Annotated in this window: 23 protein-coding genes and 4 tRNA genes; 17 read left to right on the top strand and 10 right to left on the bottom strand. The window is 52.1% G+C overall.

The genetic code is table 11. The annotated features are described in order from the left end of the window. Positions 1-134: 134 nt before the first annotated feature. From QWY20_RS16820 to QWY20_RS16790, 7 genes are all read left to right on the top strand, one after another. Positions 135-758: a 50S ribosomal protein L25/general stress protein Ctc gene (locus QWY20_RS16820; RefSeq protein ID WP_330130170.1), complete on the top strand. Its 624-nt coding sequence runs from the start codon at positions 135-137 to the stop codon at positions 756-758. Further along, on the top strand, positions 758-1354 hold the full coding sequence (gene pth, locus QWY20_RS16815) for an aminoacyl-tRNA hydrolase (RefSeq protein ID WP_330130169.1): 597 nt from the start codon (positions 758-760) through the stop codon (positions 1352-1354). Before QWY20_RS16820 ends, pth begins: the two co-directional genes overlap by 1 nt. A 37-nt stretch (positions 1355-1391) precedes the next feature. After that, complete coding sequence (ychF, locus tag QWY20_RS16810) at positions 1392-2483, top strand: redox-regulated ATPase YchF (RefSeq protein WP_330130168.1); 1092 nt, start codon at positions 1392-1394, stop codon at positions 2481-2483. 151 nt (positions 2484-2634) lie between these two features. Next, a tRNA-Met gene (locus QWY20_RS16805) sits at positions 2635-2711 on the top strand. Between the two features lie 21 nt (positions 2712-2732). Then, positions 2733-2817 (top strand) — tRNA-Leu (locus QWY20_RS16800). Between the two features lie 27 nt (positions 2818-2844). Beyond that, positions 2845-2919, top strand: a tRNA-Gln gene (locus tag QWY20_RS16795). 30 nt (positions 2920-2949) lie between these two features. Further along, positions 2950-3024: transfer RNA gene (locus QWY20_RS16790), tRNA-Gln, on the top strand. A 51-nt stretch (positions 3025-3075) separates the two neighbouring features. Here the strand turns inward: QWY20_RS16790 and QWY20_RS16785 are convergent. Next, on the bottom strand, positions 3076-4227 hold the full coding sequence (locus QWY20_RS16785; RefSeq protein WP_330130167.1) for an FAD-dependent oxidoreductase: 1152 nt from the start codon (positions 4225-4227) through the stop codon (positions 3076-3078). Next, complete coding sequence (locus QWY20_RS16780) at positions 4215-4412, bottom strand: hypothetical protein (RefSeq protein WP_330130166.1); 198 nt, start codon at positions 4410-4412, stop codon at positions 4215-4217. Before QWY20_RS16780 ends, QWY20_RS16785 begins: the two co-directional genes overlap by 13 nt. A gap of 53 nt (positions 4413-4465) precedes the next feature. On the opposite strand from QWY20_RS16780, the gene aguB reads away from it, so the two are divergent. From aguB to QWY20_RS16745, 7 genes are all read left to right on the top strand, one after another. Then, positions 4466-5350: an N-carbamoylputrescine amidase gene (gene aguB / locus QWY20_RS16775; RefSeq protein ID WP_330130165.1), complete on the top strand. Its 885-nt coding sequence runs from the start codon at positions 4466-4468 to the stop codon at positions 5348-5350. A gap of 1 nt (position 5351) precedes the next feature. Continuing rightward, the gene (gene aguA / locus QWY20_RS16770) at positions 5352-6467 is read left to right on the top strand and encodes an agmatine deiminase (RefSeq protein ID WP_330130164.1); all 1116 of its coding nucleotides are present in this window, start codon (positions 5352-5354) and stop codon (positions 6465-6467) included. Positions 6468-6523: 56 nt separating this feature from the next. Next, on the top strand, positions 6524-6817 hold the full coding sequence (locus QWY20_RS16765) for a GIY-YIG nuclease family protein (protein WP_330130163.1): 294 nt from the start codon (positions 6524-6526) through the stop codon (positions 6815-6817). A 33-nt stretch (positions 6818-6850) separates the two neighbouring features. After that, positions 6851-7768, top strand: coding sequence for an AEC family transporter (locus tag QWY20_RS16760; protein ID WP_330130162.1), 918 nt, complete (start codon positions 6851-6853; stop codon positions 7766-7768). Positions 7769-7787: 19 nt separating this feature from the next. After that, on the top strand, positions 7788-9080 hold the full coding sequence (locus QWY20_RS16755) for a mechanosensitive ion channel family protein (RefSeq protein ID WP_330130161.1): 1293 nt from the start codon (positions 7788-7790) through the stop codon (positions 9078-9080). A gap of 154 nt (positions 9081-9234) precedes the next feature. Continuing rightward, positions 9235-9528 carry a hypothetical protein gene (locus QWY20_RS16750; RefSeq protein WP_330130160.1) on the top strand — a complete coding sequence of 98 codons (294 nt, stop codon included), beginning with the start codon at positions 9235-9237 and terminating at the stop codon, positions 9526-9528. 2 nt (positions 9529-9530) lie between these two features. Continuing rightward, entirely contained in the window at positions 9531-9932 is a 402-nt protein-coding gene (locus tag QWY20_RS16745; protein ID WP_330130159.1) for a hypothetical protein, read from the top strand. Positions 9933-10002: 70 nt separating this feature from the next. On the opposite strand, the gene tyrS is transcribed toward QWY20_RS16745, so the two are convergent. After that, positions 10003-11205, bottom strand: a complete 1203-nt coding sequence (gene tyrS, locus QWY20_RS16740; protein ID WP_330130158.1) for a tyrosine--tRNA ligase — start codon at positions 11203-11205, stop codon at positions 10003-10005. A 149-nt stretch (positions 11206-11354) separates the two neighbouring features. On the opposite strand from tyrS, the gene QWY20_RS16735 reads away from it, so the two are divergent. From QWY20_RS16735 to QWY20_RS16725, 3 genes are all read left to right on the top strand, one after another. Next, on the top strand, positions 11355-12674 hold the full coding sequence (locus QWY20_RS16735; protein ID WP_407935441.1) for a peptidoglycan DD-metalloendopeptidase family protein: 1320 nt from the start codon (positions 11355-11357) through the stop codon (positions 12672-12674). After that, positions 12675-13766 carry an anhydro-N-acetylmuramic acid kinase gene (locus tag QWY20_RS16730; RefSeq protein WP_330130156.1) on the top strand — a complete coding sequence of 364 codons (1092 nt, stop codon included), beginning with the start codon at positions 12675-12677 and terminating at the stop codon, positions 13764-13766. It begins immediately after the preceding gene. Positions 13767-13850: 84 nt separating this feature from the next. Further along, positions 13851-14231: a hypothetical protein gene (locus QWY20_RS16725; protein WP_330130155.1), complete on the top strand. Its 381-nt coding sequence runs from the start codon at positions 13851-13853 to the stop codon at positions 14229-14231. 23 nt (positions 14232-14254) lie between these two features. On the opposite strand, the gene QWY20_RS16720 is transcribed toward QWY20_RS16725, so the two are convergent. The 7 genes from QWY20_RS16720 to QWY20_RS16690 form a co-directional block, all read right to left on the bottom strand. Further along, complete coding sequence (locus tag QWY20_RS16720) at positions 14255-16774, bottom strand: protein kinase domain-containing protein (protein ID WP_330130154.1); 2520 nt, start codon at positions 16772-16774, stop codon at positions 14255-14257. Positions 16775-16876: 102 nt separating this feature from the next. Further along, on the bottom strand, positions 16877-18007 hold the full coding sequence (locus tag QWY20_RS16715) for a sodium ion-translocating decarboxylase subunit beta (RefSeq protein WP_330130153.1): 1131 nt from the start codon (positions 18005-18007) through the stop codon (positions 16877-16879). Between the two features lie 11 nt (positions 18008-18018). Continuing rightward, positions 18019-19797, bottom strand: a complete 1779-nt coding sequence (gene oadA / locus QWY20_RS16710) for a sodium-extruding oxaloacetate decarboxylase subunit alpha (protein ID WP_330130152.1) — start codon at positions 19795-19797, stop codon at positions 18019-18021. Between the two features lie 12 nt (positions 19798-19809). Next, the gene (locus QWY20_RS16705; RefSeq protein ID WP_330130151.1) at positions 19810-20055 is read right to left on the bottom strand and encodes an OadG family protein; all 246 of its coding nucleotides are present in this window, start codon (positions 20053-20055) and stop codon (positions 19810-19812) included. Positions 20056-20332: 277 nt separating this feature from the next. Beyond that, complete coding sequence (locus QWY20_RS16700) at positions 20333-20893, bottom strand: PqiC family protein (RefSeq protein WP_330130150.1); 561 nt, start codon at positions 20891-20893, stop codon at positions 20333-20335. After that, positions 20890-22533, bottom strand: coding sequence for an intermembrane transport protein PqiB (gene pqiB / locus QWY20_RS16695; protein ID WP_330130149.1), 1644 nt, complete (start codon positions 22531-22533; stop codon positions 20890-20892). Before pqiB ends, QWY20_RS16700 begins: the two co-directional genes overlap by 4 nt. After that, the gene (locus tag QWY20_RS16690) at positions 22530-23849 is read right to left on the bottom strand and encodes a PqiA/YebS family transporter subunit (protein WP_330130148.1); all 1320 of its coding nucleotides are present in this window, start codon (positions 23847-23849) and stop codon (positions 22530-22532) included. The genes pqiB and QWY20_RS16690 overlap by 4 nt, the downstream gene beginning before the upstream one ends. Positions 23850-23925 lie beyond the last annotated feature (76 nt).

The raw sequence follows: 23925 nt of genomic DNA, 5'->3' as shown, positions 1-23925 counted from the left end.
AGAAGGCACCTCAGGGTGCCTTTTTCATTGCGTGCTGATCCTGCCGGTGGTATTATGTCGCGCCCCTTTCGGGGGTAAACGTCCCACAGTCTGGTCGCGGGCTGTGGAACCTTATGAATTATTGGAGAAAGCCCATGTCTGACGCAATTTATACATTAGATGCTGAAGTCCGGACTGACCTGGGGAAAGGTGCGAGCCGCCGCCTGCGTCACGAGGATAAAGTACCAGCCATCATTTACGGTGGTCACAAAGATGCTCTGTCAATCACTTTAGAGCACTCTAAGCTGTTGAAAGCTCAAAGTTTTGAATCTTTCTACTCGCACATTCTGACCTTGAATGTCGGCAAAGAGAAGATCCAGGCCATCGTTAAAGATATGCAGCGTCACCCGTTCAAGCCAAAAATCATGCACGTCGATTTCCAACGTGTTGAAGCTGGCCATGAACTGCACACCACTGTGCCTCTGCACTTCCTGAACGAAGACGTCGCTATTAAGAAAGGCGGTGTGGTTGTTCACGGTGCTAACGAAGTTGAAATCAACGTGCTGCCAAAAGATCTGCCTGAGTTCATCGAGGTTGATCTGAGCAATGTTGAAATCGGTCAGACTCTGCACTTGTCTGATCTGGTTGCACCTAAAGGCGTTACCTTCACTCAGTTGAGCAAAGGCGAAGGCCATGACCTGGCTGTCGTTTCTGTCAACAAACCTGCTGGTAAAGCAGTAGATGCTGACGAAGGTGATGCAGCCGAATCTGCTGAGTAATGTCCCAGCCGATCCAGCTGATCGTGGGCCTGGGTAATCCAGGCCCCGAATACAGCCAGACCAGACACAATGCCGGCGCCTGGTTTGTAGAGCAACTGGCACGACAGGCTCAGACGTCGCTAAAACATGAGCCCAAATTCTTTGGTGATATAGCCCGTATTCCATTGGCTGGTCACGATATCAAGCTGCTTATCCCCACTACCTTTATGAACCTAAGCGGCAAAGCCGTGCAAGCCGTGGCACAGTTTTATAAAATCCCCACCGAGCATATCTTAGTTGCGCACGATGAAATGGCGCTGGCACCAGGCGTTGCCCGTTTTAAGCTCGGTGGTGGCCATGCTGGCCACAATGGGTTAAAAGACACCACAGCACGGCTGGCCAATGATGCCAACTTTCTGCGTTTGCGGCTTGGTATTGGTCATCCGGGGGATAAACACAAAGTTACCGGCTATGTGCTTGGCAAAGCACCAGCCAATGAGCAAACACTAATTGAAGCCAGTATTGATGAGGCACTGCGTTGCCTGCCAATACTGCTGAAGGATGGTCTGGTGAAAGCGCAAAGCCGTTTGCATAGCTTTCAGGCCACCACCGCGTAACTGGCAGCATGTCGCTGCACAACGATAGGACACTGTCATGGGATTTAAATGTGGAATTGTCGGTTTACCGAATGTTGGTAAATCAACCTTGTTCAATGCACTGACCAAAGCCGGGATTGAAGCGGCCAACTTTCCGTTTTGTACCATTGAGCCCAATACCGGCGTGGTACCGGTACCGGATCAGCGCCTGAACCAGCTGGCCGACATCGTCAAGCCACAACGGGTGATCCCAACCACCATGGAATTTGTTGATATTGCTGGTCTGGTCAAAGGCGCTTCCAAAGGCGAAGGCCTTGGCAATAAATTCCTGGCCAATATTCGCGAAACCGATGCCATTGGTCATGTCGTACGCTGTTTTGACGACGACAACATCATCCATGTTGCCGGCAAAGTCGACCCGGCCGATGACATTGATACCATCAATATGGAGCTGGTGCTGGCCGATATGGAAAGTGCCGAACGGGCCATGCTGCGGGTTGGTAAAAAAGCTAAATCGGGCGACAAAGATGCCAAAGCTGAGCTGGATGTCCTGGCCAAAGTGAAAGCGCATCTGGAAGAAGGCTTAACCCTGCGGCAACTGGCGCTGGAGCCGGAAGAAGTAGCGCTGGTCAGCTACATGAACTTCCTGACCATCAAGCCAACCATGTACATTGCCAATGTGACCGAAGATGGTTTTGAGAATAACCCTTACCTGGACATCGTGCGTGACATTGCCGCCAAAGAAGATGCCATCGTGGTGCCAGTATGCGCCGCTATTGAATCTGAAATCGCCGAGCTCGACGACGACGAGCGAGCGGAGTTTATGGCGGATCTTGGCCTGGAAGAACCCGGCCTGAACCGGGTGATCCGCGGTGGTTACTCGCTGCTAAGCCTGCAAACCTACTTCACCGCCGGTGTAAAAGAAGTTCGGGCCTGGACTGTGGCCATTGGTGCCAGCGCACCAAAAGCTGCCGGCGTTATCCACACCGACTTTGAAAAAGGCTTTATCCGCGCAGAAGTGATTGGCTTTGACGACTTTATTGCCTGCAAGGGTGAAGCCGGTGCCAAAGAGGCTGGTAAGCTGCGGGTGGAAGGCAAAAATTACATTGTCAAAGATGGCGATGTGATGCATTTCCTGTTCAATGTCTAAGCAACTGGCGCATCTATCCACAAGCCGCTTGCTGCTTTGTGTATAAAAACAGCAAACGGCCTTTGGCAGCCGGCATAAATTGCAAAAAACGGTTGACGCTGCCAAAGCAGATACGGATAATACGCGCCACTTGCTGAAGACAAGTTAACGTGGCTACATAGCTCAGCTGGTTAGAGCACAGCACTCATAATGCTGGGGTCGCAGGTTCGATTCCCGCTGTAGCCACCACTTTTTCTTCAGGTACATGTCGCGGAAGTGGCGGAATTGGTAGACGCACTGGATTTAGGTTCCAGCGCCGCAAGGTGTGAGAGTTCGAGTCTCTCCTTCCGCACCATATGTACCAGGCAAGGAGAGACACTGCAGGGGTGTAGCCAAGCGGTAAGGCAGCGGGTTTTGATCCCGCCATGCCCAGGTTCGAATCCTGGCACCCCTGCCATTTCTCTTTCTCCGGTTGTAAATCCTTGTTAGGGGTGTAGCCAAGCGGTAAGGCAGCGGGTTTTGATCCCGCCATGCCCAGGTTCGAATCCTGGCACCCCTGCCATTCTCAGCAGTAAATCATCAACGAATTTCAATCTTATTGTCTATATCCCGCTTAGCCTGTGGCATAACGGGTTACCAGCTTTTTCAGCAAGCTACTTCGCCCGGCCAGCACCAAGCCCAATTGTCGTAGCTGCCTGACCAGTGGCCACCGGCTGCCAAAGCCCTGATAGAGTGCATCCATGCCGCTCATCATCAACCAGTTTTGCGGCTGACGGTGCTGCTGATAGCGTCTCAGTAGCGCTTGCGGCTGCTCGAGCGCAGCCACACCTGCTTGCTGCAACAACTGGCACAATAAGGCTGCATCGGCAAAGCCAAGGTTCACCCCCTGCCCGGCCATCGGATGAATGGCATGGGCTGCATCCCCCACCAATACCAGCCGTTGCTGATAATAGGATAACGCATGCAAGCGTTGCAGCGGGAACCAGGTCGCCCTTTGCACTTCAATGTTCCCCAGTTGCGCTGGAAAAGCAGCCATCATGGCCTGACTGAGCGCTGGCGGCGACATCGCAGCCAACTGCTGCACCTTAGGCAAGCTGTCGTACCAAACCAAGGATCCTTGCTGGCCCGGCAGCGGTAAGAAAGCTTTGGGGCCAGTTTCAGTAAATTGTTGCCAGGTCACATCCTGCTGCGGCAGCTCAGTCACCACATGGGCAACCAGGCAGCCCTGCGCATAACGCCAGCCGCGGGTGCCAATTCCGGCCAGCTGACGCAGTGCCGAGCGGGCGCCATCGGCTGCAATGACCAAACGGCTACGCAGACAGTCGCCATTATCCAGCGTCAGTTGTGCGCTGTCGGCATCCTGTTGCAGTGCGATTACTCTTGCCGGACAAAACAGCTGCAAACTTTCAGGAAACTGTTGCCAGCAAGCCAGTTGCAGCAAACGATTCTCCACAATATGCCCGAGTTCGCTCTGGTTGATGCTGGCTGCGTTAAACTCCACGCTATGCTCAGGCCGCTCAAAGGCCTGCAAACGCCGATACGGACAGAATCGCATCGCAGCAACCGCCTGCCAGGCACCGGATTGCTCCAACCACTGCTGGCTGCGCTGGCTGATGGCCGATACCCGTAAATCTGCCGGTTGGCTGGCGTCATAGGGCTCTGGCTGCTGCGCTTCTACCAGCGCTACCTGCCAGCCCTGCTGCGCCATATATGCCGCAATACTGGCACCAACCATGCCACCACCAACCACCGTCAGATCAAACATCTTTCGCCCTCGCATTTTTCAACCGCTTTATTGTACGCTAAAATGGATGGTCTGTGCTGCTTCGGCAGACGATAGAAGTCACGATGCCATGCCTGATCAAAATGGGTCAGACAGAATTCAACATCTGCCACGAAAAGCAGTTGACGGCTGTTGAAAAATACGGCATTTTGCGCGCCTTTATTCAAGGGTTCTCCGACACTGATTCGGGGGCTCAGGCTTACTCTAACGGAGAAGTTAAATGCGAAATGTAACTGTTGCTGCCACCCAAATGATCGGTGGTTGGAATGTCGATGAAAACATTGCCCGTGGTGAGAAACTGGTCCGTCAGGCAGCGTCTCAGGGCGCACAAATCATCCTGCTGCAGGAGCTGTTTGAACGCAATTACTTCTGCCAGAAACAAAAAGAAGCCTATCTGGATTTTGCCACCACAGTAGAAGAAAACCCGGCTATTCGGCATTTTCAGGCCATTGCCAAAGAGCTGGCGGTGGTGTTACCCATCAGCTTCTACGAGAAAGCCGGTAACTGCTTCTACAACAGCATCGCTGTATTGGATGCCGATGGCAGCCTGCTGGGTGTTTACCGTAAAAGCCATATTCCGGATGGCCCTGGTTACTCCGAGAAGTTCTATTTCACACCGGGCGACAGCGGTTTTAAAGTGTGGCAAACCCGTTATGCCAAAATCGGCATTGGCATCTGCTGGGATCAGTGGTTCCCGGAGTGCGCCCGCAGCATGGCATTAATGGGCGCTGAACTGCTCTTCTACCCAACCGCCATTGGCAGTGAGCCACACGATGCCAGCGTGAATTCACGCGATCACTGGCAGCGCACCCAACAAGGCCATGCAGCCGCCAATTTAGTACCACTGATTGCCTCCAACCGCATTGGCGTAGAAACCGAAGATGATTTTGCCATCACCTTCTACGGCAGCTCCTTTATTGCCAATGAGTATGGTGCCAAGGTACAGGAAGCGGATGAGAACTCTGAAACTGTGTTGGTACACACCTTTGATTTGGATGAAGTGGCGCAAAACCGGCGCGGCTGGGGCGTATTCCGTGACCGCCGTATCGATTTGTACCAGCCGCTGCTGACCAAAGATGGTTTCACCCAACAAGGTGGCAACTAAGTTGGCGCGCACACTAAGCACAACCCCACGGCAGGATGGTTTTTACATGCCTGCCGAGTGGCAACCGCATCGCCAGACCTGGATGGTATGGCCAGAGCGGACCGACAACTGGCGCTTGGGTGCCAAGCCGGCTCAGGCTGCTTTTACCCGGGTGATTCAGGCCATTGCCCGCTTTGAACCGGTCACCGTTGGCGTGTCGGCCAACCAGTACGGCAATGCGCTGGCCCAGCTGCACAGCAGCCCGGAGCTGGCAGAGCGGATCCGGGTGATTGAGCTCTCCAGCAACGATGCCTGGTGCCGGGATACCGGCCCCAGCTTTGTGGTGAATGGCAAGGGCGAAGTACGGGGCATCGACTGGACATTCAACGCCTGGGGCGGACTGAATGGCGGCTTGTACTTCCCCTGGCATCTGGACGATCAGGTCGCCAGCAAGGTGCTCAGTGTCGAACAGCAACTGCGTTATCGCACTGAAGGCTTTGTGCTGGAAGGTGGCGGCATTCATGTTGATGGCGAAGGCACTGTGCTCACCACCGAGGAGTGTTTACTCAACCCCAACCGTAACCCGCATTTAAGCCGGGCGCAGATCGAGCAGATGCTGCATGAGTATCTTGGCACTAACAAGGTGATCTGGCTGGAACAAGGCATCTACCTGGATGAGACCGATGGCCACATCGACAACATGGCCTGTTTTGTCCGTCCTGGTGAAGTGCTATTAGCCTGGACCGATGATGAAAGCGATCCACAGTACGCCCGCTCCCAGGCGGCACTTAAGATACTGGAAAACAGCACCGATGCCCAAGGCCGTGCTATTAAAGTGCACAAGCTACCATTACCGGCCCCGATTATTGCGGAACCGGAAGAGTATGCCAGTGTTGACTCGGTACTGCATACCATTCCTCGCGAAGCCCATGCCCGGCTGGCTGGCTCCTACATCAACTTTTACCTGTGCAATGGCGGCCTGATTATGCCGGCTTTTGACGATCCGAATGATGAAGTTGCTGCAACCATCCTGCGCGACCTGTTCCCGGAGCGCGAAGTGGTGTTGGTGCCTGGGCGGGAAATTCTGCTTGGCGGTGGCAATATTCACTGCATTACCCAGCAGCAGCCAGTTGGCTAAACGATCGCAGGGGATCCTTTCTCTGCGATCACTTTGTGAACCAAAGGTGTTGTCCTATGCCGGAGCAAGATTGGTTTTTGTACTTACTGCGTAGCAACACAGGTCAGATCTATACTGGCATCACCACCAATCCGCTACGCCGGTTACGCCAACACAATGGTGAGCTGGCTGGCGGTGCCAAAGCATTACGGGGCCAACGGCCATTGCAGTTGTTGTACCAGGAGCCCTACCCGTGTCGCAGCAGTGCCAGCAAAGCGGAATATCAATTTAAGCAATTGAGCAAACAACAAAAAGAAGACTTTATTCGCCTAAAGGCGGATGGAGCTCTGGCCAGTTCCCCGCTAGAATAACTCTTTTCCCTGCACTAAGGAGCTGGCCTGCAGATGCCTGTGTTGCCACTGGACAACTACGCCCTGATCCTCGGTTATCTGGCCATCGGCCTGCTGCTACGACTGGTGCCAGCCATGCCGGCTGACAGTGCGCGATCATTGAATGCTTATGTGCTGAATGTCGCCTTGCCTGCACTGGTGTTGTTGAAAATCCCCGAACTGCAGTTTTCTGCCCAACTCTGGCTGCCGGTATTAACCCCCTGGTTGCTGCTCGTGCTGGTGGCAGGCCTGACATTGCTGGTTGGGCATTGGCTGAACTGGAGCCGGGATACCAAGGTAGCCCTACTTATTGTATTGCCTCTTGGCAATACCTCTTTTCTTGGCTTTCCGATGGTGGAAGCCTTTTGGGGCAGTGATCGCATGCCGGTCGCCATTATTTACGATCAGCTCGGATCTTTTATTGCACTGGCTACCTACTCCACCATTCTGGCCAGTCTGTACGGCCAACAGCAACAATCAGCAAGTATGAAAGCTATTGCGCGCAAAGTACTCAGCTCACCGCCTCTCTTGGCCTTGCTGCTGGCACTGATGCTACGCAACAGCAGCTATCCGGCGCTGGCAAGTCAATTACTCAACAATGTTGCAGCCACCCTGGTGCCAGTGGTGATGATCGCGGTTGGCTTTAGCCTGCGCTTTCGTCTGCAAGCCAGTGAACTCAAGCCGCTTGGCTTCGGTTTGCTGGTGACACTGGTTCTGATGCCGCTGATGGCTTATGCTATAGCCAGTAGCAGCTCCGTTGATGTTAGCTTGCGGCAAACGGTAGTGTTTATGGCAGCGATGCCACCGATGATCTCCGCCGGCGCCATCGCGATTATGGCAGGGTTGGCACCCCGTCTGGTCAGTGCCCTGGTCGGCTTTGGTGTGCTGCTGAGTTTTCTGACCTTACCAGTGGTGTTCTGGTTACTAAATTAACAGTTTTTAAAGGGAATCTATGCTGGAATCGACCCTCACCTGGTTGCAACCGCATCTTGAAAGCCTGGTAAGCCCTGCCACCTGGTGGCAAGTGGTGGTACTGGCGCTGGCAGCAGTGGCCGCCTCTTTGTTCAACCGGCGTATCCAGACACTGCTGGAAACGCAGGCATCGGCCAACCAGCAAGGTTTTCGCCATATTGCAGTACGCAGTTTGCAGCGCCTGCTCTGGCCGTTAACCGCGCTTGCGGTGGTATTGCCCGCCAAAGCCGTATTGGATTGGTACGAGCTGCCCTTGCAACTACTCAGCATTGCTGTCCCCATTCTCTGGGCGTTGGCGCTGATCCGTTTTAGCATCTATCTACTGCGCAAAGCCTTTACCATTAACCCACTGCTCAAGTCTTCAGAAAGCGCCCTGTCGGTATTGATCTGGCTTGGTGTCGTCCTGCATCTGCTGGGCTGGCTACCAACGGTGCTGGGCTTTTTGGACAGCATGGCACTTAACTTGGGCGAAAACCGCATTTCAGTCTTGTCAGTGATAAAGCTTTTACTGCTGGTTGGTCTGGCATTTACCCTCGCTATCTGGTTGTCAGAGCTAATCAGCCGACAATTGCAACGCTCGGCCAATATCTCTCCCAGCATGCGGGTTGGCTTTAACAAATTCAGTAAGTTTATTCTGCTGACCCTGGCTTTTTTAATCGCGCTGAATGCCGTTGGCATTAACTTAAGTTCACTGGCTATCTTTGGCGGTGCGCTTGGTGTCGGTTTGGGCTTTGGTTTGCAGCGTATTGCCTCGAATTTTATCAGCGGCTTTATTCTGGTGTTGGACCGCTCCATTAAACCCGGCGATGTCATTACCGTGGGTGATAAATTTGGCTGGGTCGAGGCGTTAAATTCCCGCTACGTGGTGGTGCGCAACCGTGAAGGGGTCGATACCCTGATCCCCAATGAGAACCTGATCACGTCGGAAGTGATCAACTGGAGCTATGCCGATCGCAATGTCCGGGTGGTGATCCCGGTACAGATCAGTTACGACGATGATCCAGAGCAAGCCATGGCGCTGATGCTGGAATGCGCCAAAGCTTCATCCCGTATTTTGACCGAGCCGGCTCCTTCGGTGCGCTTGATGGAGTTTGCCGACAGCGGCATTGAACTGCAGCTACGCGCCTGGATTTCCGATCCGGAAAACGGCACCGGTGGCGTCAAGTCGGAAGTCAATTTAGCCATTTGGCGCGCGTTTAAGGAACACAAAATCACTATTCCTTACCCACAACGCGATTTGCATATTAAATCCATGCCGACCAATATGCCTTAACCATAACTACGCTCCAATTGACAGTGGGCGCATCAGTGCGCCCAACTATTCCACCTGAACTACAACCTAGAATGGGACCAAAACAGATTGTTGACACAATGAAAACCAAATGATAAATTAAAATTCAATTAATTCTTCATGGAGAGATTGAGTTATGTCAGGTGTAGTCAATTTGCTTTGGGAAGCAGGTAATCAAATCACAGGTGTTTTTACCAGTAAAATATCAGCGGACCAGATCTATAAACATATCTATCCCTCACTAGTATTCATTATTACCACAAAAGGAAGGAAATCCAGAGAGGCTATCAGTTTGCTTAGCGTCTTGGAGAGCCTGGCCCCAAGTGGAGCTAAGCGTCGTAATTTTTCGCGCAGATATATTCAAAATCAAGATGGATGGAAAGAACTGCCATCTGATCCACAAAGAATTCCCTTTGGTTTCTGGCATTAAACATGTTGAAGAAAACTGCTCTCGTACTAAGTATTGTTTATCTTGTGCTCACCATTTGTGCAAATGGCTACAACTTTCTTATGGGTATTGAGGAGTTAACAACTCTTCTCTTCCTTGAATGGTTGCTGGTGATCATAATTTTAGGTGCCAGTGCTGTTGGTTGCTATGCACATGTAAAGTGTATTCAATTAGGTGCGAGCTGGTTGTGGTTTATGCTCGCATTAGCTTTGGCTGGTTTGATAACTTTTCCTGCATTACAACTCATTCTAAATAGCAAAACGACAGCATTAGCTGAGTCGATTGTGACAATCTTAGTAATGGCATTTTTCTTTGCGCCGATCATCATTTCGCTATCTCAATATGCATTCAGCTTTACTAAAAACTCTTTAAAAGAGACGACTTAGGAATGCATTAAGGCGCACTCAACGCCTTAGAGTATACTTTTTGTAGGGCGCGTAATTACGCCCTACATCGTTATACCAAGCTGATTTTAGCAAATTTTCGCTTGCCAACCTGGTAGATGGCTTCGCTACCTTTGGCGATTTCCAGTTTGCTGTCGTCGATTTTTTCATCGCCGTTGCGCTTCACTGCGCCTTGCTTGATCATCCGCATGGCTTCCGAAGTACTGTCGACCAGGCCGGCTTCTTTTAACAGATTGGCAATCGGCATGGCGTCGCCATCACAGCTTAGCTGCAGCTCTGGAATATCATCCGGCAGGGCATTTTTAGAAAAACGCTGAATAAAGTCCTGCTCAGCGGCATCGGCGGAGGCTGCATCGTGAAAACGGGCAATGATTTCTTTCGCCAGTTCAATCTTCACATCGCGCGGGTTGCCCCCATCAGCAATACGTTGCTTCAGCGCATCGATGTCGCTCAGCGGCCGGAAGCTCAGCAGCTCGAAGTAGCGCCACATCAAATCATCTGAAATTGACATGATTTTACCAAACATCTCGTTCGGTGCATCGGTGATGCCAACATAGTTGCCCAGGGATTTGGACATCTTCTGCACACCATCCAGGCCTTCCAGCAGCGGCACCATCATCACCGTCTGCGGTCGCTGCCCGGCTTCTTTTTGCAGCTCACGGCCCATCAGCAGGTTAAAGCGCTGATCGGTACCGCCCATCTCAACATCGGCCTCCAGTGCCACCGAATCCCAGCCCTGCACCAGTGGGTACAAGAACTCATGAATGGCAATCGACTGATTGTTGGCAAAGCGCTTTTTAAAGTCATCACGCTCCAGCATCCGGGCCACCGTTTGCTGTGAAGCGAGGCGAATTAAACCAGCCGCGCCCAGCTCCCCCATCCACTCCGAATTAAAGGCAATGCGGGTCTTGGCCGGGTCGAGAATTTTAAACACCTGCTCTTTGTAGGTTTCGGCGTTGGCCAGCACATCGTCCCGGCTCAGTGGCTTGCGGGTGACATTTTTGCCGCTTGGATCGCCAATCATGCCGGTGAAGTCACCAATCAGGAAAATCACTTCATGACCATATTGCTGGAAGGTACGCAGTTTATTGATCAATACGGTATGGCCCAGATGCAAATCTGGTGCTGTCGGATCAAAACCGGCCTTAATTTTCAACGGCTTGCCTTGCTTTAACTTGGCAATCAGCTCTTCTTCCAGCAAAATCTCTTCGCAGCCGCGTTTTAGCTCAGCAAACGCCTGCTCCCAGTTGGTCATGGTGGTCTCCAAAAAGTAATCGTCATTGTCAGGATCGGTTATTTTAACTGATGCGGCCCGCATTGGAAATTGCACAATACTGGCAACAGTGAAAAAAAAGCGTTATGCTGCTAATTTAAGCAGTAATCAGATCCTTATCCATGCAAACACTGGTGACACGTCTTCCACTTGCTCATCGCCTGGTTATTCTGGGTTTACTAGTCTTGTCCGCGCTGGTGATTCTGCTGCCAGCGGACACTTCAGGCTCTAAACAGAGCAGCGAACTGTCAGAGCTTAGCGAGCCTTATGTCCCTGAGTTGTTACAAATCGATACCAGCTTCCCAGCAGTCACTGAAGTAGCTCTATTGATTGAGCCTGAGATTGAAGAGTCGGCAGGGCCGGAACTGGTATGGCACAGCATCACAGTACAAAGTGGCGATGCCTTATCCAACCTGTTTCGCCGCGCCAATGTCAGCCAGCAAACCATGCTGGCCATACTGGCGCTGGGTGATAGCACCCGTACCTTGACCCGCTTGTTTCCCGGAGAAACACTAGAGTTTGGTTTAGACGAAACGGGCCAGTTGCAAGAACTGCGTTATGCCATCAACCGGCTGGAGTCGCTGTTGGTCTATCGTGATGACGAGGGCCGCTTTCGCAGTGAGCAGCAGCGCCGTACTGTAGAAACACGCACCGAATACGCAGCCGCCACCATCCAATCCAGCTTTTGGCATGCTGGTCTAAGTGCAGGCCTTAGCAACAACCAAATTATGGCGCTGGCCAGTATTTTTGGCTGGGATATCGACTTTGCGCTGGATATCCGCGCTGGTGACAGCTTTACCGTTTTGTTTGAACGCAACTACAGCGAGGATGAGTTTATTGGCTATGGCAGCATCCTGGCAGCGCAGTTCAGCAATCAGGGCCGGGTCATTCAGGCAGTACGCCACAGCGATGGTCATTACTACAAACCGGATGGCACCAGCATGCGACAGGCATTTTTGCGCGCACCGGTCGAATTTACCCGTATCAGCTCCAATTTTAATCCGCGCCGCCAGCACCCGGTCACGGGCCGGGTAGCACCGCACAATGGCATTGATTATGTCGCTCCGGTTGGCACCCCGATCATGGCAACCGGTGATGGGCGGGTCACCGCCTCGACTTACAACAATCTGAACGGCAACTATGTGTTTATCCAACACGGCAACAACATCGTCACCAAGTACCTGCATCTGTCTCGCCGTCAGGTGAAGGTGGGTGATCGGGTCCGTCAGGGGCAGGTGATTGGCCGCCTGGGGGCTACCGGTCGGGTCACTGGCCCGCACCTGCATTACGAGTTTGTAGTCAATGGCGTGCACCGCAATCCCAGAACCGTGCAACTGCCGCAGGCACAGGCGCTGACCGGAGCCGATAAAACGAACTTTATCGCCAAAGCCACTGAAGTGTTGGCTGAGCTGCAAAACCAACAGCAACAACTGCTTGCGGCGGTGCCATAAATGGTGCCACAACTCTATATTGGCATTATGTCCGGCACCAGTCTGGATGGTATTGATCTGGTGTTGACAGACTTTACGACCAAACCCAGCTTGCTTGGTAGTTGCCTGATCCCCTTTCCAGCCAGCTTGCAACGCGAGCTGCGCTCACTGGCCGAACCCGGTAACAATGAAGTAGAGCGCATCGGTCCGGCGGAGCATCAACTGGCCGAGTGCTACGCCGCTGGTGTCAAGCAGTTACTCAAGCAAGTCAATTACCTACCAGAGCAAATCAGCGCCATAGGCTGCCATGGCCAGACCATTCGGCATCGCCCCAATCAGCTCCAACCGTTTACGATGCAGCTTGGAAATATGCATCTGTTGGCAGCGCTAACTGGTATTCGGGTGATTGCTGATTTTCGCCGTAAAGACATGGCGTACGGTGGTCAGGGTGCCCCACTGGTACCGGCCTTTCATCAGGCGGTTTTTGCCAAGGCGGGCAAAAACCGTGCGGTCGTGAATATTGGTGGCATTGCCAATATCAGTTTACTGCAGGCGGATGGCACCATCACTGGCTATGATACCGGCCCTGGCAATTGCCTGATGGATGATTGGGTGTCACTGCATCGCCAGCTTCCCTACGACAAAGACGGTGCTTTTAGTGCTGAAGGTGAGCTGCTACCCGAGTTATTGCAGCAGCTGCTGGCCGATGATTATTTTCAGCTGAGCGCTCCTAAAAGTACCGGGCGCGAATACTTCCACCTGGGTTGGTTACGGCAAAAACTAACCGGCCTGGAGGCTCCTGCCGATGTGCAGCGCACCTTAAGCCGCTTTACCGCACTCAGTATTGCCAACGAGCTGCAATTGCCAAACCTGAGTGAGGTGTTTATCTGTGGCGGTGGTGTCCATCACCCGGTGCTGATGGCAGATCTGCAGCAACTGTTGACACCGGCGAAGGTGCAAAGCAGCAGCAGTGCAGGGGTAGATCCTGACTGGGTCGAAGCCATGGCTTTCGCCTGGCTGGCCCAGGCTTTTGATAAGCAGCTGCCAGGCAATGTGCCGGCAGTAACCGGAGCACGCAAGGCCTGCGTGCTTGGTGTGTCGTATTCTCCCTGAACCTGACGAAGACTTGCTCATCGATGCAGCTGTGCTAGTATGAATGGGCATTTTAGCTCTGAAACCATTGCACAAGGACGCATGATGGCAACCCAACATTTTACCTTTACCTCCAGCTTGCAAATTCACATCGCCCCACACGAGCAGGAAATCCATGCAGAAAAAGGCGAAACCATTACTTTTGAACTCGCCAATAAGAGTGGCTTAAAACTGCTGGATTGGGGACTGTATTTTAATAACCCTTTTGAACCCGAGCGCTCCGTTCGCTATTCGTTTGGTAGTCAGAGCAGCCATGAACATCTGTACCGGGCAGAAAAACGGGTTGCACAAGATACCGATAAAGTTAAAGTGTCTATGTACAACGCTTATGCGCTGTATCTGGTGGCGGAACTTAAAGATGGCCAGCAGCAATTATTTCAGCTGGATCCGGAGATTATCATTAATAATGGCGATATTCATAACTGAAAAGCATCGCCCTGACTGCTAAGTTATAGCTGCAGCCCGCTGAACTCAGGTTCATTCAACAGCGAAAGCAACGAATAACCTGAGTCCAGGGCTTGTTGTAACCACTGCCTTGCTTCATCATGATTACCGCAGGCAACAGCCTGATGTGCCGCTAAAACCTTTTGTCTGTTTTCTACCAAATCATCCAGGGCTTGCATGATCTGTTCAGAAACATCGCAGTGACCACTTTTAGCAAGATACACCGCCAACCTTAAACGGAGTAAAGTGTGGTTTGGCGCCAATTCCAATCGCTCGCGCAATAAAACTATCGCCTGTCGATAGGCTTTTTTTGCCTGCACCGGTTGCTGATTATGGCGATAACTATCGGCCAGGTTTGCCCAAAGCAAGTAGTTTTTCGGATCCAACTCAACCGCATCCTGAAACGCCTCTACCGCCTCTTCGTACTTCCTCTGATAAAATAGGGCAGTTGCAACATTGGAGTAATTACTGGCAACTGGCGAAAGTAGCAGCGCTCGCTGAAAGGCATAAAACGCTTCACTGTAATTTGCCCGGCTAAACTGGATAGCTCCCAATACTTCCCATACAGCGACATTTTCTGGTGTCCACTCCGATAATTGCCGATAGCTCTGCTCCGCCTTATCCGATTGACCGGTGCGCAAATAAAAAGTGGCCAGATAGTGGAGCACAAACCAGCTATGATGCTCCTCCAGAGCTATGAGGTACGCCTGCTCTGCCAGTTGCAGCTCTCCTTGTCGACGGTACGTATTGGCCAATCCAAAGTGCGCCTCAGTTTGAGCCGGGTCCAGCTGTAAAACCTGCTGAAACAGTGATATTGCTTGCGAGTAATTGGATTGCAACATGGCTATTTGCCCATTCAGAACCAACAAGCGGCTGTCCATACCAGAACCTTGCTGCAAGGTTGCCAAAACCTGCTCTGCCCGTTCAACCCACTGCACAGTATCGCGCTGCGCAATCCACAAAGAGGCACGTACCAGCGCCATTTTCGCTTCAACAAAGTCCGGGGCCAGCTGTATAGCCTGCTCCAAAGTTTCTATCCCTTGTTGTACATTGGTGATGACAGCATCTCGATAGATGTAGTCCAGCCCCTGCAAGTAGAGTGGAAATGCTTGCTGCTCCTGAGTACTTTGCCCGGTTAAGGCCAGAGAGGGCATATCCAGAACAGCAAAGGTTGCTTGCTGCAGTTGCTCCGCATTACCAGCCCAATCCGATGCCGATAGCGCCAGCTCGATGTTTCGTAGTTGCTGGCCATTTTTCCCATCCAGCAGAGCAAGCGTCATTTGAAGCCCTCCACCAACCGGTTCAATGTTTGCCATCAACACATACTCAGCAGCAAAGTATTGCTGCAGCTGCTCAACACTTAAATCCTGATAGCGCCGAAGCTCGGATGGTGGAATCACCCAACGGGGCCTCCCCTTTTGCCCGGGTATGGCAAGCTGATGATTTAAATGAAAGCCTAATCCACGTCCAAGGGTAACCAACTCTGCTTCATCAGACAGAACCTGAAAGGGCATCACAGCGAGCACTGAGCCAGCAACCGGCGAGTGGCTATTTGGGGAGCTATCTGACCAGAACCAGACGCTTCCAACCGACAACAGCAAAACAGCCCCAGCTACAACCCGGCAGTAACGATCACTGAATCGTCCTTGCTTTTTATTTAGCTTGCCAAGGCAGCCATCCAGTTGATCCACAAGTTGCTGCATGGATGCCGGGCGCTGCTCTGGATGGAGCGACAGGCATTGCCGGATGATGCGCTGCACTTTAGCCGGCACCCGCTTTTGCACGCCATTAGGTATCGGCCTGACCAAACCTTCCGTCAGAGCAGTAGTCGTTGCAATCAGATCCTTACCACGGTAAGGGTGCTGCTGATAACAAAGTTGGTACAGCAGAATGCCAAAGTTAAAGACATCTGCTGCCGCAGTTAAAGTATCACCTCGTAATAACTCCGGAGCTACCCAGCAAGCCGCATCATGCAAGCTGGAGCTTTGAGCTAAGTCCAGCGAGCTGACTGCATCCAGCTGCTGCTCGGTTAAAGAAGTTTGTAAATCATCCATCAGGCTACTGGTCATTCCGAAGTCAACCAATCTCACCTGCTGCAGGCCATCGATCACCACATCAGATGGTTTGAGTGTCCGACGCAGAACGCCTAGCTGATGGACCGCCGCCAAAGCACTGGCAATTTGCCGTGCTATCAGCAAACGCTCGCTGAGATCATAGTGAGCATCCAGCAAGTAATCGGTCAGCGCAGTTCCTTCCACCCACTCAGTAGCAATAGAAGCCAGGCCATTGGCCTGAGTAACGCCGTAAACAGTCGCAATACCGGGGTGGTCCAATGAAGCTAGCTTAGTTGCAGTCTCGAGCAAATGCGGAGCGGACGCTTCATTGCATGGGATGATTTTAACAGCAACAGGTCGTTGCAGAGTAGGATCAAATGCTTTGTAAATCGTACCTGCAAAGCCTTCGCTGATCTTGGATTCTAAGCGAAATGGAAGCGAATCGAGAAAGCTATTCAGTTCCGAGGCCACGGTACTCTCTTAAGGTTATAAATAGACAATGGCCAGTATAACCAGAAACAGCGGATGTAACAGCTGTTTCCAGTCATACAGAGTGCGCAAACAGCTTAGCGGTTACCCAACCAGAGCCAACAAAATACCTGCTGCAACCGCCGAACCAATCACACCAGCCACATTCGGCCCCATCGCATGCATCAGCAGAAAGTTATGTGGGTTAGCCTGCAAACCGACTTTGTTCACTACCCGCGCAGCCATTGGCACCGCAGAAACCCCTGCTGCACCAACCAGTGGGTTGATCGGCTGCTTGGACAACTTATTCATCACTTTCGCCATAATTACGCCGGAAGCCGTGCCAATAGCAAAAGCCACCATGCCCAGGATCAAAATACCCAACGTCTGGGTGGTTAAGAAGTGCTCGGCACTTAACCTTGAACCTACCGCCAAGCCCAGAAAAATGGTGACGATATTAATCAGCTCGTTTTGCGCCGTTTTGCTGAGCCGGTCGACGACGCCCGCTTCACGCATCAAGTTGCCCAGGCAGAGCATCCCAATCAGTGGGGCTGCCGTAGGCAGGAACAGAATAGTCAGCATCAGTAAAATAAGTGGAAACAGTATCTTTTCTTTTTTACTGACCGTGCGCAGCTGCGTCATCTGAATTTCGCGCTCTTTCTGACTGGTCAGTGCTTTCATAATGGGCGGCTGGATCATGGGTACCAGCGCCATGTAGGAGTAGGCCGCTACGGCAATGGCCCCCAGCAACTCAGGCGCCAATTGCGATGCCAGGAAGATGGCCGTGGGACCATCAGCACCACCAATAATGGCAATGGCTGCCGCCTCGCGAAAGGTAAAGCTCATGCCGGGGATCCAGTTCAACGCAATGGCACCCAGCAAGGTCGCAAAAATACCAAACTGCGCTGCAGCCCCTAAAAACAACATCCTCGGATAAGCAATTAAGGCACCGAAATCCGTCATGGCACCTACGCCAAGGAAAATCAGTAAGGGGAATAAGCCGGTGCCCACGCCCACTTCATAAAACATATGCAGCAAGCCACCGACTTCCCCCATGCCAGCCAGAGGAATATTGGTCAAAATGGCACCAAAGCCAATGGGCAACAGCAGTAAGGGTTCAAAGTTTTTCGCAATGGCCAGGTACAACAAGCCGATACCCACCAGCAGCATCACCACCTGCCCCCCGGTGAAGTTCAATACACCGGTCGATTGCAACAAGGTTTGAAAAGCGTCCATCAAAACATCCCTCAGGCGTAGGTGATCAACACATCGCCATTGCTGACTGCATCACCAGCACTGACATGGATCTTCTGAATACTACCATCCACTGCAGCACGCACTTCGGTTTCCATTTTCATCGCTTCCATAATGATCACCACATCGCCCTTCTTCACCTGGGCGCCTTCCTTGGTCACCACTTTCCAGATATTGCCGGCTAATGGCGCGGTTAAAGTTCCGCTACCCGTTACAGAAGCGCGGCCAGGAATGTTTTCTTCAACCACTGGCTTGATGCTACTGAGCTCGCCGCTAGGCGCTACCTCAACTTCATACACCTTGCCATCGACCCGTACGCTGTAAGCCGCAACGCCACCAGTTACCGTCACCGCTGTGCTTGCACTGCTGCTGGTTTCAGAAGGCGCCTCCGGTACCGGTTCAAAAGCTGCCGGGTTGTTGCGGTTTTTCAGGAATTTCAAGCCCACTTGCGGGAACAAGGCATAGGTCAGCACATCATCTACCTGAGCATCGGCCAGGCTGATGCTTTCTTTTTTAGCGATTTCCTGCAGCTCTTTGCTTAATCGCTCCATCTCCGGTTCCAGCAAATCGGCAGGGCGGCAGGTGATGGCATCGCTGCCATCCAATACTCTTTGCTGCAGTTCAGCATCGACCTCAGCAGGCGTCGCACCGTACTCGCCTTTCAGTACACCAGCTGTTTCTTTGGTGATGGTCTTATAGCGCTCACCGGTCAATACATTCAGCACCGCCTGAGTGCCAACAATCTGCGAGGTTGGCGTGACTAAGGGAATAAAGCCTAAGTCTTCGCGAACTTTGGGGATCTCTTTTAATACCGTATCCAGCTTATCCAGCGCATCCTGCTCCTTGAGCTGGCTTTCCATATTGGTCAGCATCCCTCCCGGCACCTGCGCCAGCAAAATGCGGGCATCAACGCCTTTTAATGAGCCTTCAAATTTGGCGTATTTTTTCCGTACTTCACGGAAATAAGCCGCAATTTCTGCCAACAACACCAAATCCAGTCCGGTATCACGCTCGGTGCCTTCGGTAATGGCGACCATGGTTTCTGTCGCACTATGACCGTAGGTCATACTCATCGAGGAAATCGCAGTATCCAGCATATCAATGCCAGCATCGATGGCTTTCTGGTAGGTTGCCGTACTCAGCCCTGTGGTAGCGTGGCATTGCATCGCCAGTGGGATTTTCACCGCTTCTTTGATACGGGTAATCAGCTCTTCGGCCACGTAGGGCTTGAGCAAGCCCGCCATGTCTTTGATGCAAATGGAGTGACAGCCCATGTCTTCCAGCTGGATCGCCATATCGACCCACATATCAATGGTATGCACCGGGCTAACGGTATAGGACATGGTGCCCTGAGCATGAGCATTGGCTTTGACCGCGGCCTGAATAGCTGTCTGCAAATTACGAATATCATTCATGGCGTCGAAAATGCGGAACACATCCACCCCGTTCTCAACCGCCCGATCGACAAAGGCTTCGACCACATCATCCGCATAATGCCGGTAGCCCAACAAATTCTGGCCTCGCAGCAACATCTGTTGCTTGGTATTTGGCATGGCTTTTTTCAGTGCCCGGATCCGGTGCCAGGGATCCTCCCCCAGGTAACGAATGCAGGCATCGAAGGTAGCTCCACCCCAGGACTCCATCGACCAGTAGCCGACCTTATCCAATTTTTCAGCAATAGGCAGCATGTCTTCCAGACGCATCCGGGTTGCCAACAGGGATTGATGGGCATCTCTGAGTACCAGCTCGGTTAATAACAATGGCTTACTCATAACAGTCCTCTTTTAATGTTGTTGCTGCCGGTGTTGATGAATGGCTGCACTAATGGCAGCCACTACCCGGGGAGAAATCGCATCCGACTCCACCACTTCCACCGTCGTTGCTGTTGTCTTTTTGGTTGGGAAAAAGCGCCGTATACTCAAGCTCATCAGCTGAATAATTATCACCAGTACCGTCAGGAAAACAAAGACCGTAGCCATCCCGATAGCCATTAATTCCGCTGCCTGTTGCAGCATGGTGCTGACTGCCATAACTCCCCCTTACCGAACCCTTGCTGTTGTCATCTGCCGCTTCACCATACGCAACAGTTTCATCTGCAAACCTTTGTTGCCAGGAGCTTCATTATCCGGATTCTGCCTCGAACCGACAATTCAGTCCTGTGATAGCAGCTATAGATAGCATGAATCTGCAAACGTATAAACACTTTTACGTCCAGACATCCAAATTAATTCTAAGGCCTTGCGATGCAAAAGTAAGCTGATTTTTGTCATTTTTATGCAAAACCACTCATTTTTCTCAAGTCGCAAGTTAAAAGGTTTCCAATTGCCGGGCAATGTCATGGCTCAGCTGCTGCCAACCTTCGGCCATGGCTTGTACCAGGGCTGGGTAGCCATCACTTTGCATTGGCTGCTGAATCAAAAATCGCTGTCGATGACTGTGCTGCTGCCGTGATAGCCGGTACTCACCACTAAGCAGCGCATAACCATCCGTAGTTCCCACCATCCGGTCCAGTTGAATATGCAGCTGCACCGCCGTTTTATCCGCTTGCTTTTGCAACTGCCAGCCGCGGGCCTGTGCATCCAGGTTCAACAGCAAATGCCGGCTTAGCTGGGTGGCCAGATCATCCGCCCACAAATGCTGCCTGGCAACGTTCAGTTCTGTCGGACTCTGCTGAAAGGCAATACCCCGCTGTTGCAGAAAAGGTGCCAGTTGAATCCCCTCCAGCACAAGTACCCGCTCAGGCTGGGATGCAACCTCTACCTTCGGCAATACCTCCGGATAGGGGAACTGATAATACTGAATCTGAACACTTTGTTGTGAGCACGCCATGATCAATAGCAAAAAAGTGGCACAAAGGAGTGATCTCATGGTTGGGCTCTCTTTGGTTCTGGATCAGCTGCAGGGGAAGCCTGAAAGATCAGCGCATTGCTCCGCTGGTTAAGCGTATGCAGCAAAGGCTGTAAATCACGCTGCAGTTGCTCAAATTGCTGCAAATTGCTATTAAGGCGTTGATGCGTTTGTGACCCGGGGCCAAAAGCCTGCAGCAATTGCTCCAGTTGCACCAGGCTTTGACTCAGCTGTTCGGGCGCTTGTTGTAGTGCAGGCTGAGCCAGATAGCTATCCAGTTGTCGCATCACCAACTCCATTTCTGCCATCACAGTAGTCGCCTGCGCCAACGTTTGCGTGCCCTCTTGCAGCAAGGGCTCTACCGGTAGCTGGATCATTTTCTCCAGCGCCATCAGAACCTTCTGCTCTATATTACTCAAGCCTCCACGAGCGGTCGGTAGTACGGCATAGCCAGCGTACTCCATCGCTTGCCAGGGTTGTTCCAGCTCATCGACCATATCCAGATCAATATACAAGCCCCCCGTCAACAAGCTGCTGGTTTTAAGGATAGCCCTAAGCCCCTGCTCTGCGCCTCGAGCTAGTTGCTGCTTGACTTGTTCGGTACTGATGTTTTCATACAAACGACCGGTTTCAATGCGGATCAATACCGGCACGCCTTTATCAAAAGAGGTCTCCAGGGGATGCGACATGGAGAAAAAGAATGGCACACTGACCACAGTACCGACCCTTACACCGCGGTACTCCACCGGAGCCCCGGCCTTAAGGCCTCGTACCGACTCTTCAAAAAAAAGTAAGTACTCGACGAATTGACTGTACATGCCTTCGTGGATGCTATTTCTATTGGGAAACAATGCAAACTCGGTGTCGGATAGCACCCGTTCACCTGCAGGCCACCCTTCTAAGACATCAAAACTAACCCCACCGCTGATCAAACTGGCAATCGATGCCACATCCACTCTCACCCCATCCGGGGTCAGCTCAAAGCTAACGCCACTGGCCTGCCAAAAGCGTACATTCTCAGTCACCAAGCTGTCATAAGGAGCCCGAATAAACAGCTGGTACAGCATCTGGCGCTCGTCCATATCAAACAGGCTTTGCTCTACTGTCCCCACTTCGTAACCACGGTACAGCACCGGATCTCCCACCGATAGCACCCCTGTGTCTTCACTGCGCAAACGAATGCGGATCCCCGCCGCTTCCGCAGAAGCGACCGGAGGTGTTTCCAGCAAATTATGGTGCAAGACGATCTGATCGGAGTCTCCAGGTTGCAGTTCAATATAGGCCCCTGATAACAAGGTATTTAACCCGGTAATACCAGAGCGGCTGACCTGTGGCCGTACCACCCAAAACTGCGACTCGGCATTGAGTAAGGGCTCTGTGTCTGGCCGCATCCGGACTTTAATTTCAACTTGTTTCAGATCAGCCGTTAAATCGACAGAGACCACCTGGCCCACATCGACGCTGCGACTTTTCACCGGGGTTTTCCCAGCCACCAGCCCTTCAGCGTGAGGGGCAATTAAAGTGACCACCGGCCCCTGATTCTGATAACTGTAGTACAGCATCCAAATGCCAATACCAATTGCGGCTAAAGGCACGATCCAGATGGGTGACCATTGCTTTATAGGCTGAATACTGGCCTGACGTTGAACGGGTGTTGTCACGAAGTCTGCTCCGTCATTGAATTTACTGATTCTGGATTTTCTGGCTGTGCAACGCGGTCCCACAACAAGCGCGGATCAAAACTCAGGGCAGCCAACATAGTGATAATCACCACAGCGGCAAAAGTGACCGCCGCAGGCCCTGGATACACACTCATCAACAAATCAAAACGCACCAAAGCTGCCAGGATGGCCACCACCAATACATCCACCATGGACCAGCGACCTATCCAATCGACCCAGCGAAACACTGTAGTGGAGACCTTTTGCCGATAGCTTTGTGATTGCATCACAAGATAGCATAATCCAAAGAGTATCAGAATCTTCAGCACAGGTATCACCACACTGGCCAGGGCAATAATCACCGCAACAGGATAAGCGCCATCTTGCCACAGCAAACGGATCCCGCTCAGAATCGTCGATTGGGTTTCTTGCCCCATCGAAACAGTCACCATGATGGGATAAATATTGGCCGGCAGGTACAGGATGGCTGCCGTTGCGGTCAGAGCCAGCGTTTTCTGAATACTGGCAGGGATCCGCCTGTGTACTCGATCACCACAACGATTGCAATGGGTTGCGTTAAGCGGAACCAGGGCAGTACAACAACCACAGACCTTCAACTGCTGGCTGAGCCCAGCATACCCGGGCTGAGCCATAAACAGGGGTTTGGGGTTAGGAGCAATACGAGACCACATTTCACGGCGGTCAATCACCTGAAAGGTACGCAGGTGCAACAAGCAGAACAAGCAAAATGCCCAGAAACTAAACCCCAAAGCCAAATCACCATGACTGGCTAGCTTGACAAAGCTGACCAATAAACCAATCAGAAAGATATCCACCATGCTCCAGGGCTTGAGCATAAACAACACCCGGGCTACCCACATGCGAGCCGGTAACGGCCAGAGCATCCCCAGTTTCAGATAAATCACTGCGGCCATACAAAAGGCGGGGATCGCCTGTATAAACAGCCACACCAACACAGCAAGGGCGGGATGGTGCACAGTAAAGAGCACGGACGAGGTATCCAGAAAGCTCATTTGCTGCTGGCTACCGGCGGCATAAATGCTGATAAAGGGAAACAGATTGGCAAGCACCAACATAAAAAGGGCACTACCAGCAAATAGCACGGGTCGAAGCACAGGCTGCGGATGGCGGCTATCCAGCAGATGGCCACACTGGCTGCAGTGAGCTTCTTCGCCCGGCTGCAGCTCCGGCAAGTGTTGCAGTAAGTCGCAATAACGGCATAGTACCAATTCGCCATCTGCATCGGCTGGCTGCAGTTCACCTAGCGCATTCAGTTGATAATGGCTGCTTGCCATAGCATTGGGATCCTTCACTTAGAGAGGATCTAATAGCATGCGGCAACTAAGGATGCAAATCGTAAAGGGAAGGCGA

Source organism: Alkalimonas cellulosilytica (genome assembly GCF_036325985.1).
Taxonomy (GTDB): Bacteria; Pseudomonadota; Gammaproteobacteria; order Enterobacterales; family Alteromonadaceae; genus Alkalimonas; species Alkalimonas cellulosilytica.
The sequence above is the reverse complement of the archived record's forward strand: the minus strand, read 5'-3'. Positions and strand labels throughout refer to the sequence as shown.